Source organism: Kitasatospora cathayae (assembly GCF_027627435.1).
Classification (GTDB): domain Bacteria; phylum Actinomycetota; class Actinomycetes; order Streptomycetales; family Streptomycetaceae; genus Kitasatospora; species Kitasatospora cathayae.
This window is the reverse complement of sequence record NZ_CP115450.1, coordinates 1577460-1599656: the sequence shown is the minus strand read 5'-3', so window position 1 is coordinate 1599656 and position 22197 is coordinate 1577460. Positions and strand designations below refer to the sequence as shown.

Sequence of the window (22197 nt, the reverse complement as noted above, 5' to 3'; positions counted from 1 at the left end):
GCAGGCGGACCGGGGCGGGCGCGGGGTGGTCGCGGGCCCCAGGCAGCCGGTCCGGCCGGACCGGCCGGCCGGGCGGCGGCGCGGCGGTGACGACCTGCTGAGCATCGGTGCGGTGCTGGCCTTCCTGCGGGACGACTTCCCCGAGGTGACCATCTCCAAGATCCGCTTCCTGGAGGCGGAGGGGCTGGTCGAGCCGCAGCGCACCCCGTCGGGGTACCGCAAGTTCAGCCCGGCCGACGTCGAGCGGCTGGCCTACGTCCTGCGGATGCAGCGGGACCACTACCTGCCGCTGCGGGTGATCCGCGAGCACCTGGACGCGATCGAGCGCGGTGAGGCTCCGCCCGCGCTGCCGTCCGCGGCAGACACCCGGCCCGGGCCGCTGGAGGAGGCCGACCGCGAACTGGTGGCCTCGGCCGACGTCGCCTCCGGGGTCCGCCTGGGGCGGGCCGAGCTGCTGGCCGCGGCCGAGGCCGACGAGCGGGAGCTGGCCGAGTGGGAGTCGTACGGGCTGGTCGCGCCGGGCCCGGACGGCGGGTACGACGGGGAGGCGCTGCAGGTCGCCCGGCTGGTCGCCGAGCTCGGCCGGTACGGGCTGGAGCCGCGGCACCTGAGAGCCATGAAGGCGGCGGCGGACCGCGAGATCGCGCTGGTGGAGCAGGTGGTGGCGCCGCTGCGGCGGCACCGCAACCCGCAGACCCGGGCGCACGCGGAGGCCACCGCGCGGGAGCTGGCGACGCTGTCCGTACGGCTGCACGCGGCCATGGTCCAGGCCGGTCTGCGGACCCGCGGATAGTCGGCGAAGCGTTCCTGGCGCGACGGCTGCGCCGCGCTGACCAGCGGCGTCGGCCCTGCGCTTTCATATCCGGGGTCGGAGCCATAGGGTTGCCTGTGTGAATGAGCTCGACGTCGTGGGTGTCCGAGTGGAGATGCCTTCCAACCAGCCGATCGTGCTGCTGCGGGAGGTCGGGGGAGATCGATACCTGCCGATCTGGATCGGCCCCGGCGAGGCGACCGCGATCGCCTTCGCCCAGCAGGGCATGACTCCGGTGCGCCCGCTGACGCACGACCTGTTCAAGGACGTCCTGGAAGCGCTCGGTCAGCAGCTCACCGAGGTCCGGATCACCGACCTGCGGGAGGGCGTGTTCTACGCCGAGCTGGTGTTCGACGGCGGGGTCGAGGTGAGTGCCCGGCCGTCCGACGCGATAGCGCTGGCCCTGCGCACCGGCACGCCGATCTACGGGAGCGAGGAGGTGCTCGCCGAGGCGGGCATCGCGATCCCGGACGAGCAGGAGGACGAGGTCGAGAAGTTCCGCGAGTTCCTCGACCAGGTCTCGCCCGAGGACTTCGGCGGCGGCGGTCCGCAGTAGTACGGACGGGTCCGGTCAGCTTTTCAGCGTGGCGTTTTGCCAAAAACCGTCCATCTACCCACACTAGGGGCACGAAAAACCACTCTCCTGAGTGATGTGGTTTGTCTGGCCCGGCGTGGCGATCGTTGACGGGTCATAGGGGACTGCCTACCGTCAGGAGTGGCTGTCCGGGTGGCCGATGCCCGCAGTCGGGTTGCCCGCAGCACGAGCGGACGGAGGTAGGCATGAGCAGCACCGGCGATGACGCGGCCGTGGGAGGCCTGTGCGCCGTGCACATGCCGCGCACCGCTCGCACCGTGTCCGACCTGCCCAGGATGAGCAGGTTCCCGGCCGCGCAGCCGGGCCAGCCTGCGATCGAGCGGCTCGCCCCGACGTCCGAACTGCTCGGCTTCCGCGGCCCGACGGCCTGTGCGGCGGCCGGCATCACCTACCGCCAGCTTGACTACTGGGCCCGCACCGGACTGCTGGAGCCCAGCGTCCGGACCGCGTACCCGGCGACCAGCCAGCGGCTCTACAGCTTCCGCGACGTCCTGCTGCTGAAGATCGTGAAGCGGCTGCTCGACGCGGGCGTCTCGCTGCAGAACATCCGGGTGGCCGTCGCCCATCTGCAGTCCGCCGAGCAGGCCGACCTGACCGGGCTGACGCTGATGTGCGACGGTGCGACGGTGTACGAGTGCACCACGCCGCAGCAGGTGGTCGATCTGCTGAAGGGCGGTCAGGGGGTCTTCGGCATCGCGGTGGGAGCGGTCTGGCAGGAGCTGGAGCTGACCCTCGGTCGGCTGCACGCGGAGCGGACCGACACCGGCGAGACGCTGGTGGGCAACGATCCGGCGGACGAGCTGGCGCAGCGGCGCAACCGGGCGGTCTGACGGAGCAGGCGTTTCACGGGGCCGTGGGCCGGGACGGGGAACCGTTCCGGCCCACGGCCTCGTCGTGTTGCCTGGAAACGATCGAGGGAGGGGCACGTGGAGGTCGGCACCGGGATATCGGGGTTGCTGCGGCGTCGGGCCGGGGGGCTGCGGGCGCGACTGCGGGAGCGCCGGACGCAGCGCAGGGTCTTCCAGGCGGCCACGCTGCTGTGCTCGCTGGCGCTGGCGCCGAGCGCCTGGCTGTGGTTCGCGGCGGGGGACCGGGTGGGCACGGTGGAGAGCGCGCCGTCGGCGCCGGTGGCGGTGGTCTTCGGAGCCGGGCTGGACCAGGGCAAGCCGTCGCCGTACCTGGAGCACCGGCTGGTGGCCGCGCTGGACCTGTACCGGGCGGGCAAGGTGAAGGCCCTCCTGGTGACCGGGGACAACGGGCGGATCGAGTACGACGAGCCGGACGCGATGTACCGGTACCTGACCGAGCACGGGGTCCCGGGGGACCGGGTGGTCCGGGACTACGCGGGGTTCGACACCTGGAACTCCTGCACCCGGGCGCACCGGATCTTCGGGGTGGACCGCGCGGTGCTGGTCAGCCAGGACTTCCACGTCCGGCGGGCGCTGGCGCTGTGCGAGGCGGCGGGCATCCGCTCGTACGCGGTCGGGGTGCCGGAGGTGCACGACAGCACCTGGTTGTACGGCGGGCTGCGGGAGGTCGCCGGGGCGGGCAAGGCGGCGGTGAACGTCTGGCTGCGGCCGGACCCGGTGTTCCTCGGGCCCAAGGAGGACGGGATCCCGAAGGCGCTGGCCCGGGCGGCGCAGCGGTAGCGCCGGGGCGTCGGCCGGGTTCGTACGCACTGTCGGACCCGTGCGCGATGATCGGCGGGTGCGATCTCTGCCGAGCATCATCCACCTCGACATGGACGCCTTCTTCGCGGCGGTGGAGCAGGCGGCCAAGCCCAGCCTGCGCGGCAAACCGGTGATCGTCGGCGGGCTCGGCGGGCGCGGGGTGGTCTCCACGGCCTCGTACGAGGCGCGGAAGTTCGGGGTGCACTCGGCGATGCCGATGGCGCAGGCGCGGCGGCTGTGCCCCAACGCGGCCTTCCTGACCGGGCGCTTCGAGGCGTACCGGCAGAACAGCGAGATCGTGATGGGGCTGCTGCGCGAGCTGTCGCCACTGGTGCAGCCGCTGAGCCTGGACGAGGCCTTCGTCGACCTGGAGGCCGGTCCGTACGGCCCGGTGCTGGCGGAGGCGGACCACGAGACCGGGGAGCGGCTGGTGCTCGCCCTGGCGGAGGACCTGCGGGCGGACATCCAGCGGCTCACCGGGCTGACCGGTTCGGTCGGGGCGGCGGGCTCCAAGCTGATGGCGAAGATCGCCTCCGAGCAGGCCAAGCCGGACGGACTGGTGCTGATCGAGCCGGGGGAGGAGCGGGCGGTGCTCGGCCCGATGCCGGTCCGGGCGCTGCCCGGGATCGGGCCGGCCACCGAGCAGGTGCTGCGCCGGGCGGGGCTGAGCACGGTGGCCGACCTGGCGGAGGCGGGGGAGGCGGAGCTGGTCCAGCTGCTGGGGCGGGCGCACGGCGCCGGGATCTTCCAGATGTCGATAGGGCTGGACGAGCGGCCGGTGGTGGCGGACCAGGACGCCAAGTCGGTCTCGGTGGAGGACACCTACGAGGTGGACCTGGCCGACCGGGACCGGGTGCTGCGCGAGGTGGAGGCGCTGGCCGGCCGGTGCGTACGGCGGCTGCGGGGGGCCGGGCGCTCGGGGCGGACGGTGGTGCTCAAGGTCCGGCGGTTCGACTTCTCGACGCTCACCCGCTCGGAGACCCTGGGCGGGCCGACCGACGACCTGGCGGTGATCACCGCGACGGCGCGGCGCCTGGCCGAGCAGGTGGACATCACCGGCGGGGTCCGGCTGCTCGGTGTGGGGGTGACCCAGCTGGCCGACTACACCCAGGAGGACCTGTTCGCGCAGGCGCTGCGGGAGGAGGCGGCCGAACACGCCGAGGCGGCCGAGGCGGCGGAGGCCGAGGAGGAGCCGGAGGAGGCCGTGGTGCGGCGCTGGCTGCCCGGGCAGGACGTCCACCACGCCGAGTTCGGGCCGGGGTGGGTGCAGGGCAGCGGGGTCGGGCGGGTGACCGTGCGGTTCGAGACGCCGTGGAGCGGGCCGGGGCGGGTGCGGACCTTCGGGGTGGACGATCCGGAGCTGGAGCCGGCCCGGCCGCTGCCGCTGCGGAAGCCCGGGGAACCCGGCGCGGAAGGGGTCTGAAGCGGGTGGAGGGGTGTGGAACGCGGAACGGTCCCACCCGGTAGGGAGTACCGGATGGGACCGCATACCGTGCCGGACTCCGGACGGTCGTGATGCCCTCGCGACCGAGCGGAGGCCGGGGCCCGCGCGTCCTGTCCCTGAGCGCGCGGGCCGGACGCCTCGTCAGGCGTCGGTCTTGGCCAGCTCGGGGCTGGAGGCCTGCTGTGCCGGGTCGCCGATGACGGCGGTGGCCGGCTTGACGGTGCGGATCAGGAAGGGGACGGCACCGGCGATGATGCAGACGACGGCCGTGGTCCAGAACGCGTGCTTGTAGGCGTCCAGGGTGGGCAGCACCACCGGAAGCTTGATCGGGAACTTCATGGTGTCGCCGGTCAGGATGGCGGTCATCACGGCGGTGCCGATCGCGCCACCGACGGTGCGGAGCACGGAGTTCATGCCGTTGGCGATGCCGCTCTGCTCGACCGGGACGGCGCCGTTGATGAAGGCCGGCATCGCGGCGAAGGCGAGGCCGATGCCGAGGCCGAAGATCGCGGAGGCGGTGTAGATGTCGCCCTCGTGGCTGTGCCGCAGGGCCAGGTAGGCCATCGCGATCGCGCCCAGGACGCCACCGAGGACCAGCGGCAGGCGCGGGCCGCGGCGGGCGATCAGCAGGGCGCCGACCGGGGCGGCCACCATCGAGCCGATGGCGGACGGCAGCAGCATCACACCGGCGTGCAGGACGGTCGCGGTGAAGCCGTAGTGGGCCAGCTTCTCCGGGGTCTGGGCGAAGTTGCTGATGACCATGAACGAGCCGTACATGCCGAAGCCGATGAGCAGGCCGGCCAGGTTGGTGAAGGCCACGGCCGGGCGGGACATCATCTTCAGGTCGACCAGCGGGTGCGAGACCTTGGTCTCGATGATGCCCCAGATCAGGGCCACCACGGCGGCGACGGCGAACAGGCCGAGGGTCTTGGTCGAGGTCCAGCCCCAGTGGTTGCCCTGGCTGACCGCGACCAGCAGGGCGGAGAGCCAGCCGGCCAGGGTGAGGGCACCGAGCGGGTCGGCGCCGCCCTCCTTGTCGGTCACCGGGTCGGACGGGACGCGGAAGGCGACCAGGGCGACCGCGATCAGGCCGAAGACCAGGCCCATCCAGAAGATCGACTTGTAGTTCCAGTGCTCCAGCAGCAGGCCGGTCGCGACCAGGCCGAGGCCGGAGCCGACGCCCATGGAGGCGCTGATGGCGGCGACGCCGCCGGTCACCTTCCGCTTGGGCAGCTCGTCGCGGACGATGCTGATCGCCAGTGGCATCACGCCACCGCCGGCGCCCTGCAGGACGCGGGCGACGACCAGCCAGGTGAAGGAGTGGGTGCTGACCGCCAGGGCCGAACCGGCGACCAGACCGGCCAGCGAGATCAGCAGCATGGGCTTGCGACCCCGGAGGTCGCCGAAGCGGCCCAGCAGGGGAGTCAGCACGGCGGCGGACAGCAGGTTGGCGGTCATCAGCCAGGTGATGTTGGAGCCGGAGACGTCCAGTTCCTTGGCCAGCGACGGCAGGATCGGGACGACCGCGGTCTGCACCACGCTGAACGACAGCATCGCCAGGATGAGGGCCGGCAGGACCCGGGCGTTGCTCTGCTTCTCGGCCGCGGTGGTGGGCTGTGGTGCCTCACTCACGGTTGCTTCCTCCCGTACATAGTGAATGAACTGAAGTAACTGTGCCGGAAGATAGTTCAGAGTGTCAAATATCGAGTGGTTAAGGCTTGGCAAAGGTGAACGGTTCGCTGCGGTGGACGGCACGCCGAGGGCCCCGGACGGGGTCCGGGGCCCTCGGGCAGGCCGTTGGGCGGGTGATCAGGTCAGGGGGCGCAGGCTCGACCGGGAGCCGTTGGCGATCGGTTCGGCCGCCGAGCCGGGCGGGGTGGTGGCGGTGGGGGTGCTGTCGTGGACCTCGACGTGTTCGCGGCGGAGTTCGTCCCGGACCACCTCCTCCGCGGTGTAGCGCTCGACCACCAGGCGGACCCGCTCGATCGGGACGAGGTACTTGCGGACCACCGGTCGTTCCTCACGGAGGGCGACCTCCTCCACCGTCTCGGCGATCTCCTTCTCGGTGAGGGAGACGCGCTCGGCGTCGTTGACCGGCACCCGCTCCACCCGGACCCGTTCGCGGCGCACCGAGACGCGGCGCTCGACCTGCTCGCTGGTCACGTACTTGCGCAGCTTCGCGGTGCCCACGACGTGCCACTCGGAGGTGATGTCCAGCCGCTCCTCCCGGCAGGTGATCTCGACCGGGCCGGTGGGTGTCGAGGCGGCGGCGGTGCCGGCCGGGGCGGGGGCGGTCGTGGCCGGGGCGGTCGTGGCCGGGGCGGGGGTGGTCGGGGCGGGGGCGGTTGTGGTCGGGGCGGGGGCGGTCGTGGCCGGGGCCGGGGCCGGGGCGGGTCGGCGATTCAGCTCGACGGTGGGTGTGGGGGACGGGGTGCCCGCGGTCGCCGTGTTGCCCGTGGCGGCGGGTGTGGGGGTGTTGGGGGTCCGCACGTTGGCCTCCGTGGCGGGGTCGGGGCTGGTGGCGGTGGTGGTCGTCGCCGGGCGGGGTTCGGGGGAGCGGAAGGCGGGCGGCTTGGTGGCTGCGGCGGCCGACGTGCTGCCGAAGTCGAGGTCGGGCTGGGTGGCCCGGCCGGGCTCCCCGGAGGCCGGGCGGCCGTCCGCCGGGGTGTCGAGGCCGTAGTAGCGGTAGAGCTGGAGCTCCTGGGCGGGCGACAGGTGTTGGCCCACGCCGAAGTCCGGCGAGTCCTTGACCAGCGACTTGTCGTAGGGCACCCGGAGTTCGTCGCCGGAGAACTCGCTCGTGGTGAGCGGGACGAAGGCGTCCCGGCCGAAGATGCCGGTCCGGACGGCCGCCCACTCCGGCTGCCCGGTGGCGTCGTCCAGGTACACCTCGTCGACCGTGCCGATCTTGTCTCCGTTGCGGTCCACCGCCTTGTGGCCGATGAGGTCGCGGGGGTCGATGTCGGTCTGCACGCTTTCCTCCAGTGCGCTGCGCCTGCGGAACTCCCGCAGATCGGCGGCCGGAGCACCCGTTCCGGGCGCCACTTCACACCAAAAGGCATGAATCGGACGGACGCGACCGGGGTGCGGCCGGACGGGTCCGCGCTGGGCCGTCCGGGGGACGCGCGTAGATCTCGAGTGACCGGACACACCCGTGATCGGAAGGCCTCCCGCTGGTACCCTGGGCGGCGACCGCCGAGCCCGCTCGGGAGAGTCCCCGACGGCGAAAACCGCTGGTCGGGGCGCCGAAGGAGCAACTCCTCCCCGGAATCTCTCAGGCATCCGTACCGTGCGGGATAGGTCACTCTGGAAAGCAGGGCAGGGGCGTCGGCGCGGGAGCCGGCGATCACCACCCTCACCGACGGTGCAAGCCGACGGAGCGCCACAGCGCGACGTGCGGGCGAAGCTCTCAGGTCCCGATGACAGAGGGGGAGGCCTTTCGGGTCCGCCCGCCCCAGGCCGGTCCGCTGTCCGCAGCGGGGTTGGCCGGCCGGCGTGCGCACCCCCGCCGGTCCGTGACCAGGAGGCCTCGACCACCATGAACGCCCAGCCGAACGCGGGACGCCCCACCGGCGCCTCGACCCTCACCGAGCTTGAGCTGGCCAGCCCCTTCGAGAACCGCCACATCGGCCCCGACGCCGCCGCGCAGGAGAAGATGCTGGCGTCCGTCGGTTACGGCTCGCTGGACGAGCTCGCCGCCACCGCCGTTCCCGAGGCCATCCGCTCCATCACCGCCCTGGACCTGCCCGCCGGCCGCAGCGAGGCCCAGGTCCTCGCCGAGCTGCGCGAGCTGGCCGGCCGCAACCAGGTGCTCCAGCCGATGATCGGCCTGGGCTACTACGGCACCTTCACCCCGCCGGTGATCCTGCGCAACGTCATGGAGAACCCGGCCTGGTACACCGCCTACACCCCGTACCAGCCGGAGATCTCGCAGGGCCGCCTGGAGGCGCTGCTCAACTTCCAGACCCTGGTCTCCGACCTGACCGGCCTGCCCACCTCCGGCTCCTCGCTGCTGGACGAGGGCACCGCGGCCGCCGAGGCGATGGCGCTGGCCCGCCGCGTCACCAAGGTCAAGGGCGGCGTCTTCCTGGTCGACGCCGAGACCCTGCCGCAGACCGTCGCGGTGATCAACACCCGCGCCGTGCCGACCGGTGTCGAGGTCGTCGTCGCCGACCTGTCCGAGGGCATCCCGGCCGAGATCGCCGAGCGCGGAGTCTTCGGCGTGCTGCTGCAGTACCCGGGCGCCACCGGTGTGGTCCGCGACCTCGCCCCGGTGATCGAGCAGGCGCACGGGCTGGGCGCGATCGTCGCCGTCGCCGCCGACCTGCTGGCGCTCACCCTGCTCAAGTCCCCGGGCTCGCTGGGTGCCGACATCGCCTGCGGCACCTCGCAGCGCTTCGGCGTGCCGATGGGCTTCGGCGGCCCGCACGCAGGCTACCTGTCGGTGCGCGCCGAGTACGCCCGCTCGCTGCCCGGCCGCCTGGTCGGCGTCTCCGTCGACGCCGACGGCAACCGCGCCTACCGCCTGGCGCTGCAGACCCGCGAGCAGCACATCCGCCGCGAGAAGGCCACCAGCAACATCTGCACCGCCCAGGTGCTGCTCGCCGTGATGGCCTCGATGTACGCCGTCTACCACGGCCCGGACGGCCTGGCCGACATCGCCCGCCGCACCCACCGCTATGCCGCCGCCCTCGCCGAGGGCCTGCGGGCCGGCGGCGTCGAGCTGCTGCACGGCGAGTTCTTCGACACCGTCACCGCCGTCGTCCCGGGCCGCGCCGCCGAGATCGCCGCCGCCGCCCGCGCCAACGGCATCAACCTGTACCAGGACGGCGCGGACCGGATCTCGGTCTCCACCGACGAGACCACCACCCGCGAGCACCTGGCCGGCGTCTGGGCCGCGTTCGGCGTCCCTGCGGTCGAGGTCGCCGAGGCCGCCGACGCGCTGCCGGCCGCTCTGCTGCGCGAGGACGAGTACCTGACCCACCCGGTCTTCCACAGCCACCGCTCGGAGACCGCCATGCTGCGCTACCTGCGCCGCCTGTCGGACCGGGACTACGCGCTGGACCGCGGCATGATCCCGCTGGGCTCCTGCACCATGAAGCTCAACGCCACCACCGAGATGGAGGCGGTGACCTGGCCGGAGTTCGGCCAGCTGCACCCCTTCGCGCCGGTCGACCAGGCCGCGGGCTACCTGACCCTGATCCGCCAGCTGGAGCAGCAGCTGGTCGAGGTCACCGGCTACGACGCCGTCTCGATCCAGCCGAACGCCGGCTCCCAGGGCGAGCTGGCCGGTCTGCTGGCCGTCCGCGCCTACCACCACGCCAACGGCGACGCCCAGCGCGACGTCTGCCTGATCCCGTCCTCGGCGCACGGCACCAACGCCGCCTCCGCGGTGATGGCCGGCATGCGCGTCGTCGTGGTGAAGACCCTGGTCGACGGCGACGTGGACGTCGAGGACCTCAAGGCCAAGATCGAGCAGCACCGCGACAACCTCGCCGTGCTGATGGTCACCTACCCGTCGACCCACGGCGTGTACGAGACCCAGATCACCGACATCTGCGCCCTGGTGCACGAGGCCGGCGGTCAGGTCTACGTGGACGGCGCCAACCTGAACGCGCTGGTCGGCCTCGCCAAGCCGGGCAAGTTCGGCGCGGACGTCTCGCACCTGAACCTGCACAAGACCTTCTGCATCCCGCACGGCGGCGGCGGCCCGGGCGTCGGCCCGGTCGCGGTGCGCGCCCACCTGGCGCCGTACCTGCCGAACCACCCGCTGCAGGAGGAGGCCGGCCCGGCCACCGGCGTCGGCCCGATCTCGGCCGCGCCGTGGGGCTCGGCGGCGATCCTGCCGATCTCCTGGGCGTACGTCCGGCTGATGGGCGGCGAGGGCCTCAAGCACGCGACCCAGGTCGCGGTGCTGAACGCCAACTACATCGCCAAGCGGCTGGCCCCGCACTTCCCGGTGCTCTACACCGGCCCGGGCGGGCTGGTCGCGCACGAGTGCATCATCGACCTGCGCCCGCTGACCAAGGAGACGGGCGTGACGGTGGACGACATCGCCAAGCGCCTGATCGACTACGGCTTCCACGCGCCGACGATGTCCTTCCCGGTGGCCGGCACGCTGATGATCGAGCCGACCGAGTCCGAGGACCTGCACGAGATCGACCGGTTCTGCGACGCGATGATCGAGATCCGCGGCGAGATCGACAAGGTCGGCTCGGGCGAGTGGGCGGCCGACGACAACCCGCTGCGCAACGCCCCGCACACCGCCGCCGCGCTGGCCGGTGACTGGGCGCACGGCTACTCGCGGCAGGAGGCGGTCTTCCCGGCGGGCGTGAACCCGGCGGACAAGTACTGGCCGCCGGTGAGCCGGATCGACGGCGCGTACGGCGACCGCAACCTGGTCTGCTCCTGCCCGCCGCTGGACGAGTACGGCGTCTGATCCCGATCGGACGGGCAAAGGGCAGGGCTCCGGCGGAACGATTCCGCTGGGGCCCTGCCCTTTGCGTCGCGCTTCGTGTCGTCAGGGTCGGCGGCTGCCCCGGGGGGCGGTCCCGGGGGCCGTACGGTTCCGGCCGTACGGGTCGGGGCCGCGCGGGCTCAGGCCGCGTGGGCGACCGAGCGGCGCGGGGCGATCACCCGGCCGTCGGGCAGCAGCTCTCCGGTGTCCTCGAACAGGACGACGCCGTTGCAGAGCAGGCTCCAGCCCTGCTCCGGGTGGCAGGCCACCGGCACGGCCGCCTCGCGGTCCTCGGACTCGGCCGTCGGGCACTCAGGACGGTGCTGGCACATACGCGTACCCTCGCTTCGCTCTGCGATCCTCCCCGTGGTGCGGTCCCCGGAGGTCGAGCCGTCCGGAGCCGCCGCGGTGGTCGGATCCTGTCCGCGCGCCGACCAGGTGTGGAGCGGCGCTCAAGTGGGTAGGACAGGTGGTCCTTCCACGCTGGTTCCCAGTGTCGGCATCCGCGGACCCGCGCGCAGCGATTTCGTGACATGCGCCACAACTCCCGGGTAGAGATCACCCGTTCAGGTGGGGCCCGGCGGAAATCGCGCACCGGTGGGTCAGCCGGGGCATGGTCCGGTGGGGCCATGGTGGGTGACCCGTCCGGGTGGTGGCCGTTCGGGTGAGGCCGTCAGGGGGCGTCGGAGGATCGGGGGGTCGGGGCGTCGGGACGCACGGCGAAGGGCCGCCGGGCGTGCTGCCCGGCGGCGGGTGGGGATTTCGGCTTTTCGTGGGTGCCGTGGGCCGTGGGTGCCGTCGGTTCCGTCGGATCAGGAGGAGCCGAGCAGCAGTGGTGGTCCGGCGAGCGGTGTGCGGGCGAGCAGCGGGAGCAGCTCGGCGGCCGGGTAGGCGCGGTGCGCGGTGACCCCGAGCGGGGCCGGGGCCAGCGGGATCAGCAGGTCGGCGGACGGGCCGGTGTCGGGGCTGTGCAGCCAGAGCGCGGTGGCGTACTGGCCCGGGAAGGTGAGCAGTCGGGGCTGGCAGCGGGAGCGGGAGCCCTGGGCGAGCTGCCAGGCCTCGCGCAGCGCCCGGACGGTGGAGGAGAGGTACGGGCCGGCGGTGAAGTGGGAGAAGGTGTGGCCCTCCGGGCTCTGTACCACCTCGGCGGCGGCGGCCACCTCGGGGCCGTCCTTGATCAGGAAGCGCCAGCCGGTCCGGCGGGCGGCGGGCAGCTCGGGATGGGGGCCGTCCAGGACGTGCACCGCGAGCGGGTGCGCGGGGAGCAGTGGACCGGTCGGGTGACGCAGCGCTGCGGCGGCGGGCTGGCGCAGCGCGGTCTCCGAGTCGAGCGCGCCCAGGACGGCTCGCAGGGCGCTCGGCGGGGGCTGGGGGGTCTGCAGGGTCATGGCGGGGTCCGCCTCTCCAAGCGAGATCGGCGTGCGAGTGCGGCATACCGGCGCGGCGCGGTGCGTCGACGGTGACGGGGCCCGGCCTTGTCCGGTTGTGCAGGATCGCGGCGCCGGCGCGGTCGCCATCCCCGACGGGGGCCGCGGGGGCGGGAACGGACCGGCCGGAGCGCAGTGCGAACTCAGCGAACTCATCGAACAAATGCGCAGGGTGATCTGTTTATCACAGGCCGTGGTGTCGGGCAAGTCTGCAGATGGTCTGAATTTCCGTCAGTTGCCTTGCATTGCAAGCCAGTACAAGCATTCGGGTATCGATCTTCGAGGTGGGCATGATGCTGGCACGGTCGACCGGCCGGGTGTCTCAGGAGGAGGGGACCGTGGGCGAGAAGGTCGTGGCGACTCGGGCGGATCTCGCGGACCGGCAGCAGTACCGGCTCAAGCTCCAGGCCTGCCTGGACGCGCTCGGGCGGATGCTGCGCGAGGACCGCTTCGACCGGCCGCGGGCGGTGATGGGCCTGGAGATCGAGCTCAACCTGGCCGACGAGCAGGGCCTGCCGGTGATGCGCAACGCCCAGGTGCTGAGCGCGATCGGCTCCAGCGATTTCCAGACCGAGCTCGGCCAGTTCAACATCGAGGTCAACATCGTGCCGCACCGGCTGTGCGGGCACGTCTTCGAGGAACTGCGCGAGGAGATCGACACCGGACTGCGCTACGCCGACCGGCAGGCGGCCGAGGCCGGCGCCCGGATCGTCATGGTGGGCATCCTGCCGACCCTGGAGAACGACCACACCGGGCTCGACGCGATGAGCCACAACCAGCGGTACAGCCTGCTCAGCGACCAGATCCTGGCCGCCCGGGGGGAGGACATCGCGCTGGACATCGAGGGCGTCGAGCACCTCCAGCTGGAGTCGATCACCATGGTGGCCGAGGCCGCCGCGACCTCGCTGCAGCTGCACCTCCAGGTGACCCCGGAGCGGTTCTCCTCGGTGTGGAACGCCGCCCAGGCGATCTGCGGGCCGCAGCTCGCGCTCGGCGCCAACTCCCCGTTCCTGTTCGGACGGGAGCTGTGGCGGGAGACCCGTCCGGTGCTCTTCCAGCAGGCCTGTGACACCCGTTCGGCGGAGCTCAAGGCCCAGGGCGTGCGCCCGATCACCTGGTTCGGCGAGCGCTGGGTGGACTCGGCGTACGACCTGTTCGAGGAGAACCTGCGCTACTTCCCGGCGCTGCTGCCGATCTGCGACGACGAGGACCCGCTGAAGGTGCTGGCCTCCGGCGGCGCGCCCCGGCTCGCCGAGATGCGGCTGCACAACGGCACCATCTACCGCTGGAACCGGCCGGTGTACGACGTCGCCGGCGGGGTCGCGCACCTGCGGGTGGAGAACCGGGCGCTGCCGGCCGGGCCGACGGTGGCCGACACGCTGGCCAACGCCGCCTTCTACTACGGGCTGGTGCGGGTGCTCGCCGAGCAGCCCCGGCCGGTCTGGACCCGGCTGCCGTTCGAGCGGGCGGACGAGAACTTCCGGCAGGGCGCCCGGTACGGCATCGACGCCGTGTTCCAGTGGCCGCGCCCGGGCCGGGCGGGCCGCGGCGGCGGACTGCAGACCGTCTCGGCGGTCGACCTGGTCCTCAACGAGCTGCTGCCGATGGCCCACCAGGGGCTGGACGAGTGGGGCGTGGAGCCCGCCGACCGGGACCGCTACCTGGGGATCATCGAGCAGCGCTGCCTGCGCCGCACCAACGGCGCCGCCTGGCAGAGCGCGACCTTCCACCGGCTGCGCGAGCAGTACGGGATGGACCGCCCGGCCGCGCTCGCCGCGATGACCAGGCGCTACGCCGAGCACATGCGCGGTGGGGAGCCGGTGCACACCTGGCCGGTCGGCTGAGGGGTTCGCCCGCTGTGCCAGGATGATCGCTCCGGTCGTCGGCCGACCGCCGGAGCGATCATCCGTTCGATGGAGCAGCCGTGACAACCCGCCCGACCGTGCCGGAGACCGCGGAGCCCACCCGACGGCTGCTCGGCGTGGAACTGCTGATCGTCCTCGGACTCTCCCTCGGGGCGAGCGGGATCAGCGCGCTGATCAGCTTCGCGGGCTCGCTCACCGAACCGCTCAAGCTCGGCCAGCAGGTCGCCACGCTGAACGGTTCGCGCGCGCCCGGGCGGCCCTGGCTGGACCTGGTGTGGCAGCTGTACTACATCGGCCGCGGGCTGATGCCGGTGGTGCTGGTCGGCTACCTGCTGGTGCGCGAGGGCGTCACGCTGCGGGTGCTGGGCTTCGACCTGCGGGAGAGGCTGCGCGACCTCGGCCGGGGCGCGGGCGTCGCGGCGGCGATCGGCGGCTGCGGGCTGGCGCTGTACCTGGCCTCGCAGGCGGCCGGGTACAACCTGACGGTGGCGCCCTCGGGGCTGCCGGACGTGTGGTGGCGGGTGCCGGTGCTGGTGCTGTCGGCCTGGCAGAACGCGATCCTCGAGGAGGTCGTGGTCCTCGGCTACCTGCTGCGCCGGCTGGGGCAGCGGGGGTGGTCCTGGCCGGCCGCGGTGGTGGCCAGCTCGGTGCTGCGCGGCTCGTACCACCTGTACCAGGGGGTCGGCGGTCTGATCGGCAACATGGTGATGGGGGCGGTGTTCTGCTTGCTGTACCGGCGCTGGGGGCGGGTGATGCCGCTGGTGGCGGCGCACGCGCTGATCGACACGGTGGCCTTCGTCGGGTACGCGCTGCTCGCCGGGCACGTCAGCTGGCTGCCGACCCCCTGACCTGGGCTCCCAGCAGCGGCCGGCTGCGCGGCGGGCGGGCCAGCAGCCGCTCGACGTGGCGGCGCTCCAGGCCCTGGCCGGGGTCGATCGGCAGCAGCAGCCGGTCGCGGCGCCAGAGGGAGCGGCGGACCAGCCGGGAGGGGATGACGTCGTCCACCCAGGCGAACGGCCGGCCCTCGGCGTAGCGCAGCAGCGGGGCCCACTTGGCGGCGGAGAACAGCTCCATCAGTCGGACGCGCGGGTCGCCGGGCTGGGGGACGTAGCCGGTGAAGCGGACGAAGGGGAGCGGGGCCAGGCCGATCGCCGGGGCGATGTGGGTGTTGGCGTGCTCCTCCCAGGTGCTGGCCCAGACCAGCTCGTACGTTCCGGCGAGCTCGCGCAGCCAGGCGCCGTGCTCGGCGGCGAGCAGGACGGCGCAGCCGAGCAGGGTGTGGGAGTCGAACCCGGCGTCGGGATGCGGACAGACCGGGTTCAGCACCCCGTCCACGTCCAGGAACAGCAGTGGCTTCGGCACCGGTGGGCCCCCCAGGTGGATGGTTTCTCCTACTCGGTCGGACGAACCACGCGTACCGGTGGTTGCTCCGCGGCGGGCGCACGCGGGGCGCACAGGGCGCTCACGGCGCGGGCGCTGGCTCGGGGGCGGGCACCGGTGCGTCCGGGGTGCTTCGCCGGGGTTCGCCGCGGGAGAGCCGACGGACCTGCGGGTCGACCAGGACGGCTGCGCTGAGCAGCAGGCACAGCGCGGCGCAGGCCCAGAGCGCGCCGGACAGGCCGAGTGCGGCGGCCGCCGGGCCGGCCAGCGCGGTGCCGACCGGGGCCAGCGAGTAGGAGCCGAGCTCGTCGTACGCGGTGACCCGGGAGAACATCTCCTCCGGGACCTCCTGCTGGAGCGCGATCATCCAGTTGACGGCGAAGACGGTGACGCCGACCCCGGAGAGGAACATCGCGGCGATCAGCAGCGGCAGCGGGGCTTCGAGGGCCAGCGCGAGGGCGGGGACGCCGAACAGGAAGACGCCCCAGTTGCCGACCAGCAGGATCCGGCGGGGGCGCCAGCGCGCCATCAGCAGACCGGTGACCACCAGGCCGACCCCGTAGGCGGACATCGCCAGGCCCCAGGCGCTCGCGCCGCCGAGCCGCTGGTCGGCTACGGCCGGCCCGTACACCGACTCGACCGCGTTGATGCAGGCGACCAGGACGGCGAACTGGGCCACGATCACCCAGAGCCAGCGGCGGGAGGAGAACTCCCGCCAGCCCTCGCGCAGGTCGCGCAGCATGCTGCCGCCGGAGGGCGCGGGGGCGGACTCGGGCTCCAGGAAGACGCGCAGGGCGGCGGCGACCAGGAAGCAGAGGGCGTCCAGGGCGAGCACCCAGCCGGGGCCGAAGGCGGCGGTGAGCGCTCCGCCGAGGGCGGCGCCGCCGATCTGGGAGGCGTTCTGGCCCATCCGGAAGGCCGAGAAGGCGCGGGCGGCGTGCTCCTGGGGCACGGCCTGCATGATCATGCCGCCGGCGGCCGGGGAGTAGAGGGCGTACCCGGCGCCGCCGGCGGCGGAGAGCACCAGCAACTGCCACAGCTGGACGTTCCCGGCCAGGACCAGGACGGCCAGGACGGCCTGGGCGGCGGCGCTGAACAGGTTGGCGGCCACCATGATGCGGTGGCGCGGCAGCCGGTCGGCGAGGGTGCCGCCGACCACCAGGAGCAGGACGGTGGGCAGCAGCCGGGCGGCGGTGACGTAGCCGACCTCGGCGGTGGTGCCGCCGTTGCCGAGGACGGCGAAGGCGGTGGCGATGGGGGCGCCGGCGTTGCCGAGGCCGCTGACCACGGTGGCGGCGGTCTGGATGCGGAAGTTGCGGCTCGCCCAGGCGAAGCGGCGGGGGAGTGGGGTCGGCACCCCGTGACTATGGCCGGAGTTCGTACAGGTGTCATCTGGATTTCGGGCCGGTTCCGGCCCGTTGGTGCGTCAGCCGAGATGGCCCCGGAGGAAGGTGAGGGTGCGCCGCCAGGCGATCCGGGCCTGGAGGGCGTCGTAGGTGCCGAGCGGGTTCTCGTCGTTCATGAAGGCGTGCCCGGCCGGGTAGAAGTGGATCTCGGGGCGGATGTCGGTGGCCTCGCCGATCCGGATCGCGGCCTCGTCCACGGCGGCCATCGGGTTGGAGCGGTCGAGTTCGCCGAAGTGGCCGAGGACGTGGGCGGTCAGGCCGCGGTAGTCGAAGTCCGGGTCGGGCGGCAGGCCGTAGAACGGGACCACGGCGGCGACCCGGTCACCGGCCCGGGCGGCCAGCATCAGGGCGAAGCCGCCGCCCATGCAGAAGCCGACCGCGCCGACCGCGTCGCCGACCACGCCGTCCAGCGAGAGCAGGAAGTCGACGGCACCGGAGAGGTCCTCGACGGCCCGCTCGACCGGGAGTGCGCGTTTGAGCCGGGCGGCCTCGGCGCCGTCGTGGGTGGTGGCGCCGCCGAACAGGTCGGGCGCGAGGACGGTGAACCCCTCGGCGGCGAAGCGGTCGGCCATGTCGGCGATGTGCGAGGTGAGCCCCCACCACTCCTGCACCACCACCAGGCCGGGGCCGACCCCCTGCGGAGGGCGGGCCAGGTACCCGTGCGCGGTGCGGCCGTTGCTCGGGAAGCTGACGTTCTGCCGGGAGCCGCCCTGGTCAGGCATGGCTTCCTCTCGGGGGGTCGGGCCGCGTGCGGCGTGGTGTGCGGGAGCGGTCACTCAGCCCATCTCCTCCAGGGCGCGGCCCTTGGTCTCCCTGATGCAGAAGGCCACGAACGGGATGGAGAGCAGCGCGAAGGCCGCGTAGATCACGTACGTCGCGGAGAGGTTCCAGTCGGCGAGGTCCGGGAAGCTGACGGTGATCGCCCAGTTGGCGATCCACTGGGCCGAGGCGGCGACCGACAGGGCCAGGGCCCGGATCCGGTTGGGGAACATCTCGCCGAGCAGCACCCAGACCACCACGCCCCAGGAGAAGGCGAAGCAGAGCACGAAGACGTGCGCGGCGATCAGGGCGACCGTGGCGTGGGTGGTGTCGAGGGTGGCGGTGCCGCCGGTGCCGCTGCGGTAGGAGAACGCCCAGGCGGCCGTGGCCAGGGCGGCCGCCATGCCGGTGGAGCCCGCCAGGGCCAGCGGCTTGCGGCCGATCCGGTCTACCAGGACCATCGCGATCACCGTGCCGATCACGTTGATGATCGAGGTGGAGAGGCTGATCAGCAGCGAGTTGGACTCGTTGATGCCGACCGACTGCCAGAGGAAGGACGAGTAGTAGAAGATCACGTTGATTCCGACGAACTGCTGGAACACCGAGGCGCCGATGCCGACCCAGACGATCGGCAGCAGGCCGAAGCGGCCGCCGAGCAGGTCCCCCAGCCGGGGTTTGTGGGTGGACTCCAGCACCGCGCGGATCTCCGCCACCCGGGCGTCCAGGTCGACGTCCTCCCCCTCGACCTCGACCAGCACCTTGCGGGCCTGCACCTCGCGGTGGTCGGCGATCAGGTAGCGCGGCGACTCCGGGATGGCCAGCGCCATCAGGCCGTACACCAGGGCCGGGATGGTCTCGACGCCGAGCATCCACTGCCAGGCCTGGATGCCGCCGATGTGACCGGTGGACTCGCCGCCGGCGGCCTGGTTGAGCGCCCAGTTGGCGAGCTGGGAGACGGTGATGCCGAGCACGATCGCCATCTGCTGGAAGGACGCGAGCCGGCCGCGGTAGGCGGTGGGGGCGACCTCGGCGATGTAGGTGGGGGCGATCACCGAGGCGATGCCGATCGCGATGCCGCCGACCACGCGCCAGGAGGCGAGCGCCTCGATGTTCGGCGGGAACATCGAGCCGAGGCCGCTGGCCGCGAACAGCACGGCGGCCAGCAGCATCGTGCGCACCCGGCCGAGGTGGTCCGCCAGCCGGCCGGCGACCACCGCGCCGAGGGCCGAGCCCAGCAGCGCGATGGCCACCACGAAGGCGGTGGTGCCGTGGCCCACAGCGAAGTGCTTCTGGATGCCCGTCACCGCGCCGTTGATCACGGCGCTGTCGTAACCGAACAGGAAGCCGCCCATCGCGGCGGCCGCCGAGATGAAGATCACGTGCCCGAGGTGGGCCTCGCCGGACGCCCGCTGACTGTGGACTGTGGACACGCGCGCTCCCCGAGGTGGACGGGCCCGTCTGACGGCCGGACAGGACTCGTCTCACATTCGAGCAGCGCGGCGACCGACCTGCCCGCCTTGGGAACCGATCGGGTGAAACGGGGTCAGTCGGCGGCGCGCCGCGGTGCCGCGCGCCGGGCGCGGGCCGTTCCGGCGGCGCCGCCCGTTCCGGCGCTGCGCCGCTGGTGACGGCGGAGCAACTGGGCGCGGGCGGCGGCGTCCTGGTCGCGTCCGTGCCGGGGGTCGTCGGCGCGCTCGGCGAGCCGGTCGGCGATCGCGTACTGGGCCTCGGCCGGCTTCTTGTCGTCGTACTTGAACTTGGCACGCACCTCGCGGACCGTCAGGCGGAGCCCGCGCAGGCCGGGCAGCAGCCGGCCGAGCTCGTTCGCGCCGGGGAGCACCCGGAAGTCCGGGGTCTCCGGCTGGAAGTGCGCCAGCTGGCGGTTGAGGATCTCCGCCTTGCCCTCGGCGGACTCGACCACCTCGGCGGTGCAGTGGAAGTGGACCGAGGCGTAGTAGCTGGTGGGCGTGCCGGGCTCACCGCGCCAGTGGCCGGGGGCGAAGGCGTAGCCGTCAGTGACCGCCAGGGTGACGTTCGGGTCGGCCCGGACGGCGGTCAGCAGCGGGTTGGGGGTGGCGAGGTGGAGCAGGATCTCGCCGCGGTCGGCGTCCAGCAGGAAGTGCGTCGGGACGAGCACCGGACCCTGCTCGGGGCCGCCGTTGGCGGCGAGCAGGCCGAAGTCGCGGCCCTCGGCCAGCCAGGCGCGCCATTCGTCCTCGTCGCCGCGGTCCCAGGACCTGATGAGCATCGGGGGCCTCCCTCAGCGGGGGAAGACGCGCATGTGCGCGGGGAGCGGGACGTTCTGGTCGTACGGCTCGGGCGTGCCGTGCACGGTGGTGACCGGGACGATCCCGGACCAGTGCGGCAGGTCGGCGTCCTCCGGGTCGTCGTCGGCGCCGTCCGCGCGGGTCTTGGCCGAGACCTCGTCCAGCTCCAGCCGGAGCACGGCGGTGGCGGCGAGCTCCTTGGGGTTGGCCGGGCGGATCTCGCCGGAGCGGCCGGGGACGACGTGGTCGACCAGGGCGGCCAGCGCGACGTCCAGCTCCTCGGGGTCGCTGACCTGGTACGCGGTGCCGTGGGCGACCACCGAGCGGAAGTTCACCGAGTGGTTGAACGCGGACTTGGTCAGCACCAGGGCGTCGACGTGGGTGACGGTGACGCAGACCTGCATGCCCTGCTCGCCGGAGGCGCCGCGCATCGGGCGGCTGCCGGTGGAGCCGTGGACGTAGAGCCGGCTGCCGACCCGGGCGAAGATCGTCGGCAGGACCACGGGGGCGCCATCGGCGACGAAGCCGAGGTGGCAGACGTAGGCCTCGTCGAGGATGGCGTGGATGGCGTCCTGCTCCCAGGTGGCGCGGTCCTTGTAGCGGGTGGGGGTGGTGCGCGGGGTCCGGGAGTAGGTGGCGTCACCGGCGTTCGTCGGCGTGGTCGACATGACAACCTCTATGTACTAGTGCATAATCTTCTTTGTGCTAGGAGACTATCCGCTGAAAGGGCGACGCGCCAGCGAAATCGCGGCCCACATCGAACAGGGCGTGAGCAGCGGGCAGCTCGCACCCGGAACCGCGCTGCCCCCGCTGCGCGACCTCGCCGCCGAACTCGGCGTCAACCCCAACACCGTGGCCGCCGCCTACCGGCTGCTGCGCGACCGCGGCGTGATCGAGACGGCCGGCCGCAAGGGCAGCCGGATCCTCCCCCGGCCCGCACTCACCCCCCGCGACCAGATCCGCGTCCCCGTCCCCGCCGACGCCCGCGACCTGTCCACCGGCAACCCCGACCCGGCCCTGCTGCCCGACCTCGCCCCGGCCCTCGCGGCCGCCGCCGAGGCCGCCCGGGCTGAGCCCGTGCTCTACGGGCACCCGCGCATCGACGCCGGACTGCTCGAGCTCGCCCGCACCTCCTTCGCGGCCGACGGGCTGCACGGCCCGATCGCCGTCGCCTCCGGCGCGCTGGACACCGTCGAGCGCACCCTCGGGGCCTGGCTGCGCCCCGGCGACGCGGTGGCGGTCGAGGACCCGGGCTGGGGCAGCCTGCTCGACCTGCTGCCCGCGATGGGGCTGCGGCCCGCGCCGGTCCGGCTGGACGACGAGGGCCTGCTGCCGGACTCACTGGCCGCCGCGCTGGCCGAGGGCGCCCGGGCGGTGGTGGTGACCAGCCGGGCGCAGAACCCGACCGGTGCGGCGCTCACCGCGCGCCGGGCCGCGGCGCTGCGGGCCGTCCTGGCCGGGCACCCCGGGGTGCTGCTGATCGAGGACGACCACGGGCACGGCATGGTCGACCAGCCGTACCACCCGCTGGTCGGCGCCGGGCCCCGGCACTGGGCGGTGGTGCGTTCGGCGGCCAAGGCGTACGGGCCGGACCTGCGGGTGTCGGTGATGGTCGGCGACGAGGAGACGGTCGGCCGGGTGGCCGGACGGCTGCGGCTGGGTGCGGGCTGGGTCAGCCACGTGCTGCAGCGCACCGTCGTCGAGCTGTGGCGCGCCGACGCGGCACCGGCCGCGACCGTGGCCGCCGCCTACCGGGCGCGACGCGACGCGCTGTTGGGGGAGTTGGCGGCGCGCGGCATCGAGGCGCACGGGGAGAGCGGGCTGAACGTCTGGGTGCCGGTGCCGGACGAGACCTCGGCGCTGGCGGCGCTGGTGCAGCGCGGGTGGGTGGCGGCGCCCGGCGCGCGGTACCGGATCCAGTCGCCGCCCGGGCTGCGGTTCACCACGGCGCGGCTGGAGGCCGCGCAGGCGCGGCGGTTGGCGGAGGACCTGGCGGAGGTGCTGGGCTCGGGCGGGGGAGGGTCCCGGCTGGTGTGAATCCCGCTGGCGTGAGCCCCGCCGGGTGTGAGCCCGGTTGGGCCGGGGCCCGCTGTTCGCTCCGAACCCGTTGGTAACA

General features: G+C 73.2%; 18 protein-coding genes, 2 pseudogenes and 1 riboswitch. Of the genes and pseudogenes, 9 read left to right on the top strand and 11 right to left on the bottom strand.

Translation table 11 applies throughout. The features are described 5' to 3' along the window. Nucleotides 1–97 precede the first annotated feature (97 nt). From ftsR to O1G21_RS07240, 5 genes are all read left to right on the top strand, one after another. Nucleotides 98–793, top strand: coding sequence for a transcriptional regulator FtsR (gene ftsR / locus O1G21_RS07260; RefSeq protein WP_270150807.1), 696 nt, complete (start codon nt 98–100; stop codon nt 791–793). A 97-nt stretch (nt 794–890) separates the two neighbouring features. Further along, nucleotides 891–1367, top strand: a complete 477-nt coding sequence (locus O1G21_RS07255) for a bifunctional nuclease family protein (RefSeq protein ID WP_270141796.1) — start codon at nt 891–893, stop codon at nt 1365–1367. Between the two features lie 224 nt (nt 1368–1591). Then, nucleotides 1592–2236: a MerR family transcriptional regulator gene (locus tag O1G21_RS07250; protein ID WP_270141794.1), complete on the top strand. Its 645-nt coding sequence runs from the start codon at nt 1592–1594 to the stop codon at nt 2234–2236. 96 nt (nt 2237–2332) lie between these two features. Further along, nucleotides 2333–3055, top strand: coding sequence for a SanA/YdcF family protein (locus tag O1G21_RS07245; protein WP_405000595.1), 723 nt, complete (start codon nt 2333–2335; stop codon nt 3053–3055). Nucleotides 3056–3113: 58 nt separating this feature from the next. Then, nucleotides 3114–4499 carry a DNA polymerase IV gene (locus O1G21_RS07240; protein WP_270141792.1) on the top strand — a complete coding sequence of 462 codons (1386 nt, stop codon included), beginning with the start codon at nt 3114–3116 and terminating at the stop codon, nt 4497–4499. A 162-nt stretch (nt 4500–4661) separates the two neighbouring features. Here the strand turns inward: O1G21_RS07240 and O1G21_RS07235 are convergent, their stop codons facing one another. The 3 genes and pseudogenes from O1G21_RS07235 to O1G21_RS41335 all read right to left on the bottom strand — a co-directional run. Beyond that, nucleotides 4662–6152 carry an MFS transporter gene (locus tag O1G21_RS07235; RefSeq protein ID WP_270141790.1) on the bottom strand — a complete coding sequence of 497 codons (1491 nt, stop codon included), beginning with the start codon at nt 6150–6152 and terminating at the stop codon, nt 4662–4664. Nucleotides 6153–6329: 177 nt separating this feature from the next. After that, nucleotides 6330–6746: pseudogene (locus O1G21_RS41570) on the bottom strand (DUF2382 domain-containing protein); the annotation flags it as partial. Nucleotides 6747–7118: 372 nt separating this feature from the next. Next, nucleotides 7119–7493: pseudogene (locus O1G21_RS41335) on the bottom strand (PRC-barrel domain-containing protein); the annotation flags it as partial. Nucleotides 7494–7716: 223 nt separating this feature from the next. Beyond that, a riboswitch (glycine riboswitch) is annotated at nt 7717–7820 on the top strand. Nucleotides 7821–8058: 238 nt separating this feature from the next. Here O1G21_RS41335 and gcvP point away from each other — a divergent pair. Next, nucleotides 8059–10959 carry an aminomethyl-transferring glycine dehydrogenase gene (gene gcvP, locus O1G21_RS07225; protein WP_270141787.1) on the top strand — a complete coding sequence of 967 codons (2901 nt, stop codon included), beginning with the start codon at nt 8059–8061 and terminating at the stop codon, nt 10957–10959. 158 nt (nt 10960–11117) lie between these two features. Here the strand turns inward: gcvP and O1G21_RS07220 are convergent, their stop codons facing one another. Both O1G21_RS07220 and O1G21_RS07215 read right to left on the bottom strand, forming a co-directional pair. Beyond that, the gene (locus O1G21_RS07220) at nt 11118–11309 is read right to left on the bottom strand and encodes a DUF5999 family protein (RefSeq protein ID WP_270141785.1); all 192 of its coding nucleotides are present in this window, start codon (nt 11307–11309) and stop codon (nt 11118–11120) included. A 480-nt stretch (nt 11310–11789) separates the two neighbouring features. Further along, on the bottom strand, nt 11790–12365 hold the full coding sequence (locus O1G21_RS07215) for a hypothetical protein (protein WP_270141782.1): 576 nt from the start codon (nt 12363–12365) through the stop codon (nt 11790–11792). Between the two features lie 377 nt (nt 12366–12742). Between O1G21_RS07215 and O1G21_RS07210 the strand changes: the two genes are divergently transcribed. Continuing rightward, nucleotides 12743–14248: a glutamate--cysteine ligase gene (locus O1G21_RS07210; protein ID WP_270141781.1), complete on the top strand. Its 1506-nt coding sequence runs from the start codon at nt 12743–12745 to the stop codon at nt 14246–14248. An 80-nt stretch (nt 14249–14328) separates the two neighbouring features. Next, the gene (locus tag O1G21_RS07205) at nt 14329–15117 is read left to right on the top strand and encodes a CPBP family intramembrane glutamic endopeptidase (RefSeq protein ID WP_270141779.1); all 789 of its coding nucleotides are present in this window, start codon (nt 14329–14331) and stop codon (nt 15115–15117) included. On the opposite strand, the gene O1G21_RS07200 is transcribed toward O1G21_RS07205, so the two are convergent. The 6 genes from O1G21_RS07200 to O1G21_RS07175 form a co-directional block, all read right to left on the bottom strand. Next, the gene (locus O1G21_RS07200) at nt 15095–15631 is read right to left on the bottom strand and encodes an HAD domain-containing protein (RefSeq protein WP_270141777.1); all 537 of its coding nucleotides are present in this window, start codon (nt 15629–15631) and stop codon (nt 15095–15097) included. The genes O1G21_RS07205 and O1G21_RS07200 overlap by 23 nt on opposite strands. A gap of 100 nt (nt 15632–15731) precedes the next feature. Continuing rightward, nucleotides 15732–17006 (bottom strand): MFS transporter, encoded by a 1275-nt coding sequence (locus O1G21_RS07195; RefSeq protein ID WP_270141776.1) that lies wholly within the window; start codon nt 17004–17006, stop codon nt 15732–15734. Nucleotides 17007–17075: 69 nt separating this feature from the next. Continuing rightward, nucleotides 17076–17777: a dienelactone hydrolase family protein gene (locus tag O1G21_RS07190; RefSeq protein WP_270141774.1), complete on the bottom strand. Its 702-nt coding sequence runs from the start codon at nt 17775–17777 to the stop codon at nt 17076–17078. Between the two features lie 54 nt (nt 17778–17831). Continuing rightward, complete coding sequence (locus O1G21_RS07185) at nt 17832–19244, bottom strand: sugar porter family MFS transporter (protein ID WP_270141772.1); 1413 nt, start codon at nt 19242–19244, stop codon at nt 17832–17834. A 113-nt stretch (nt 19245–19357) separates the two neighbouring features. Next, on the bottom strand, nt 19358–20062 hold the full coding sequence (locus tag O1G21_RS07180) for an FMN-binding negative transcriptional regulator (RefSeq protein WP_270141769.1): 705 nt from the start codon (nt 20060–20062) through the stop codon (nt 19358–19360). A 12-nt stretch (nt 20063–20074) separates the two neighbouring features. Further along, nucleotides 20075–20749 (bottom strand): pyridoxamine 5'-phosphate oxidase family protein, encoded by a 675-nt coding sequence (locus tag O1G21_RS07175; protein WP_270141766.1) that lies wholly within the window; start codon nt 20747–20749, stop codon nt 20075–20077. 34 nt (nt 20750–20783) lie between these two features. On the opposite strand from O1G21_RS07175, the gene O1G21_RS07170 reads away from it, so the two are divergent. Continuing rightward, entirely contained in the window at nt 20784–22118 is a 1335-nt protein-coding gene (locus O1G21_RS07170) for an aminotransferase class I/II-fold pyridoxal phosphate-dependent enzyme (RefSeq protein WP_270141765.1), read from the top strand. The last annotated feature ends 79 nt before the right edge of the window (nt 22119–22197 follow it).